This is a genomic window from Collinsella sp. AF20-14LB, assembly GCF_003459505.1.
Taxonomy (GTDB): Bacteria; Actinomycetota; Coriobacteriia; order Coriobacteriales; family Coriobacteriaceae; genus Collinsella.
In genome coordinates this window covers 1-3,055 of record NZ_QRWD01000037.1, presented here as the reverse complement: position 1 = coordinate 3,055, position 3,055 = coordinate 1, and the positions used below count along the sequence as shown (strand labels likewise).

General features: G+C 58.8%; 4 protein-coding genes. All 4 read left to right on the top strand.

Annotation, left to right across the window (positions count from 1 at the left end; translation table 11 throughout):
- The first annotated feature begins 480 nt into the window (after positions 1-480).
- The 4 genes from DWX63_RS10965 (at position 481) to DWX63_RS10950 (ending at position 2,955) form a co-directional block, all read left to right on the top strand.
- Positions 481-1,677 (top strand): plasmid recombination protein, encoded by a 1,197-nt coding sequence (locus DWX63_RS10965; RefSeq protein ID WP_117843726.1) that lies wholly within the window; start codon positions 481-483, stop codon positions 1,675-1,677.
- A gap of 43 nt (positions 1,678-1,720) precedes the next feature.
- Positions 1,721-1,957 carry a ribbon-helix-helix domain-containing protein gene (locus DWX63_RS10960; protein ID WP_035138971.1) on the top strand — a complete coding sequence of 79 codons (237 nt, stop codon included), beginning with the start codon at positions 1,721-1,723 and terminating at the stop codon, positions 1,955-1,957.
- Positions 1,941-2,210: a type II toxin-antitoxin system RelE/ParE family toxin gene (locus tag DWX63_RS10955; RefSeq protein WP_114538517.1), complete on the top strand. Its 270-nt coding sequence runs from the start codon at positions 1,941-1,943 to the stop codon at positions 2,208-2,210. Before DWX63_RS10960 ends, DWX63_RS10955 begins: the two co-directional genes overlap by 17 nt.
- 61 nt (positions 2,211-2,271) lie before the next feature.
- Positions 2,272-2,955: a Rep family protein gene (locus tag DWX63_RS10950; protein ID WP_158559688.1), complete on the top strand. Its 684-nt coding sequence runs from the start codon at positions 2,272-2,274 to the stop codon at positions 2,953-2,955.
- The last annotated feature ends 100 nt before the right edge of the window (positions 2,956-3,055 follow it).

Genomic DNA, 3,055 nt, shown 5'->3' with positions numbered 1-3,055 from the left:
GACGCGGCGGTCGAGCCAAAAGACAGACTGGGAAGAGGGTCGATGTGAGCGCAAGCTCCCATCGACCCTTTCCTTGTTCAAGTCTGCGAGAGCGGGAGGGCTGGGGCATGGATTCCCAAGGGCGAGGTACTATGACCTCGCCCTTGGGAATCCATGCCCCATACCCATATCGACTGCGATTCGCGGGTTTCAAAAGGGGCGCGCTCATTATTTTTCGCTAACTACGTCCGAAAAATAATGTGACAAATGACAAATGACAAATCAGGTTGAACGGGGGAGTTTGAGGGGGCTTGCCCCCTCATTCGGCGCCCGCGCCGATGGCCCGCACCTCGTGAGCGACGCCGCGAATGAGTAGGGCTGGGGGGTCTCGGGGGGAACGCCCGAGCGGGTGCAGGGCTGGCCCTGCCACGTCCTTAGCATAGCTAAGGTCTAACGTGCTAGACTTTAGTCGGATAAAATCTCACGCAAGGCGGTTACGACATGGCACACATAGCGAAGTACAAGGCAACCTCGGTCGGGCACATGCTCGCACATTACAGGCGCGATGCGTCGAGCTTGGAGCGCGACAACATCGACCCGAAGCGCACGAAGGACAACATGGTCGTTGCCCACTACACGAACAAGGACGGTCAGCTCGTGGTCGGGCGCGTGGTGCCCCGTGAGGGCGAGCCGAACTGGGGCACGGTCGAGCGGCGCATAGAGCGCGTGAACGAGGCACAGAAGGCCGCGGGGAAGCGCGCCACGCGCAAGGACGCGGTGGTTATGGCAGACGTTGTGGTGACGCTTCCCGACAACGTGCGCAAGGGCGATGAGGACAGGTTCTTCCGTCTCACGTACTGGTACCTGTCAAACAAGTTCGGCATCGACAACATGATGGGCGGGCATGTCCACAAGGACGAGGTGCTGAAGGACGGCACGCCCGCCCGCGACCACATGCACGTGCCGTTCACGCCGATACTCGACGGGCGATTCAACTACAAGAAGATGTGCCCGCGCATGTTCTATCAGAACATGCATAGGGAACTCGGTGACTATTTGGAGAAGCGCCTTGGCTACCGCCCAGAGGTCGAGCTTGCCGAGGAAACGCGGGCGCAGCGCGTGTACACCGACAAGTCCGTGGATATTGACAAGGTGCGCGGAGCGGTCGATAGGGCGGTCGTGCGACCTGCCGAGGACGAAGCGGCTCGGATTGTCGCGGCGGCGAAGGAGGAAGCCGCCGCTTTGCTCAAAGAAGCCGAGACGCGCAAGGCGGAGCTCGTGACCGAGATTGCCGAGAGGGAGGGCGAGCTCGAGGACGTGATGGTCGATATCGAGCATGCGACCGACCGATTGGAGTGCCTTCGGCAAAGAGCGAACGGGGTTGCGCGAGACGTTGAGGAGCTTCGACCCGTCGCTGCCGAGGTTCGGCGCTGGGAAGATGCGGGGAAAGCTGAGCGCGGCTCAATCCTCGATTCAATCGCTGCTCGATGCGCAGGAGCGGCGCGAGCAATTGGAAGAGCAGTTGAGGAGCTTGGAGACCGAATCTGGGCGCTGATGCGTCCCAGGAAGGTGCAACGCACCGAGCGCGGCTTGGATGATGTGATGAGGAAAGCCACGGAAGTCGCGCGTGCGGCGGAAGCGTTGAGCCGTAACCATGTTGCGCCGACGAACAGCAGGCCGCGCGGGCAGGCTCGGTGATGTGTTATAGTACTACCTGTATTACACATCAAGGAGGTGCAGCATGGCTACCGCAGTTACTTCGATGAGGATTCCTACTGAATTGAACGAGCGTTATAGCAGACTTGCGAAGGAAACTGGCAGGTCAAGGAGCTTTTATGTGAATGAAGCCCTGCAAGAAGCTATAGACCGCTTCGAGTATGAGTACGGGATTCTCAAAGACATTGAGGACTACCGTGCAGGCAGGCTTGAGACCTACAGCATCGATGAGGTAAGGGCGCATTGTGGCCTGGCGAATTGAGTTCACGAGGAATGCCGACAAGGCGATGCGCAAGCTAGACAAGGGCGTTGCGGCGCGGATGTTCGACGAGCTGGACGAGATAGCGAAGCTCGAAGACCCGAGAAGCAGGGGCAAAGCCCTAACGGGGAACTTGGCTGGCGTGTGGCGATACAGGGTCGGTGACTATCGGATCCTGTGCGATATCAACGACGGCAGGCTTGTCATTCTCGTGGTTGATGTGGCGCACCGGCGCGAGGTCTACAAGCGCAGGTAAAAAGAAAAAGCCCCAGCAAGCTTGGCGGCAGCAGGGGCATTCGAGACAAGGAGATTATAGCATGGCGGCAAACGCTGGCGAGACGAAGGTAAAGCTCTGGGAGGGAATCTGCTACCCAGAGAACATGCTCGATGATTGGCAGGAGGAGATAGACGACATCCTCCAAGTTCCGTTTGCTTACGCAATTCACGACATCGACCATGACCAGAAGAGCAAGCAGCGGAAGACCCATGTTCACATCATCGTGGTTTGGGGCGGCAACACAACACGCAAGGCGATAATCAACGTCCTGAACCGCTTGAGCGCGGAAGGCAAGAGGTGCTGCTCCTCTGCGGAGCCAGTCAACAACATCAGGCACGCATACGACTACCTCATCCACGACACGGCATCGTGCCGAAAGAAGGGCAAGGAACTGTACCCAGTCGAAGCCCGCATCGAGGGGAACAACTTCGACATCGGGCAGCTTGAGCAGCTCTCGACCAAGGACAAGCAGGACATGCTCTTCGAGTTGGTCGGCTTCATCATGGTCGAGAAGTTCGAGACCATCAACGACTTCACGACTGCGGCGTTACGTGAGTTCCCCGAGCAGTACCGAGAAATCATCGTCGGCTACAACTCGATTCTCGAGCGCTACTGTCGCGGCAACTACCTGAACGCCGAACGCAAGCGCAAGGCACGTGAGACAGGCGCGTGCGGAAAAGTAGACGGGTCAATGGAGCAATGCGTGACCACGGGGGCGGAGTAGTTCCGCGCAGCGGATCTACGGAGACCTCGTTCACGGATTGCGGAATTGACGCGGCGGTCGAGCCAAAAGACAGACTGGGAAGAGGGTCGATGTGAGCGCA